This window comes from Streptomyces beijiangensis (assembly GCF_017315755.1).
Lineage (GTDB): Bacteria > Actinomycetota > Actinomycetes > Streptomycetales > Streptomycetaceae > Streptomyces > Streptomyces beijiangensis.
Map to the genome: position 1 here is coordinate 1 of NZ_JAFLRJ010001512.1, position 279 is coordinate 279.

The window sequence follows — 279 nt, forward strand, 5'->3', positions numbered from 1 at the left end:
GATATCCCCGAGGCCGCCTGCGCCGACAAACGTGCCGATGGCCGTAATGCCGATCGCGATGACGAGCGCGGTTCTGAGCCCCGCCATAATGACCGACAAGGCGAGGGGAAGCTCCACCATCCGGAGCACTTGAAATTTCGTCATGCCCATCGCCTTCCCTGATTCAAGATAGGCATGCTCGATGCTGGCGATTCCCGTATATGTGTTTCGAATGATCGGCAACAGCGAATACAAAAACAATGAAAGAATCACCGTGTTTGCGCCGAGCCCACGAGACGT

At 55.9% G+C, this 279-nt stretch carries 1 pseudogene; it reads right to left on the reverse strand.

Annotated elements, in window-relative coordinates:
* Positions 1–279 (reverse strand): annotated as a pseudogene (gene opuCD, locus J0695_RS46535) (glycine betaine/carnitine/choline/choline sulfate ABC transporter permease OpuCD); the annotation flags it as partial.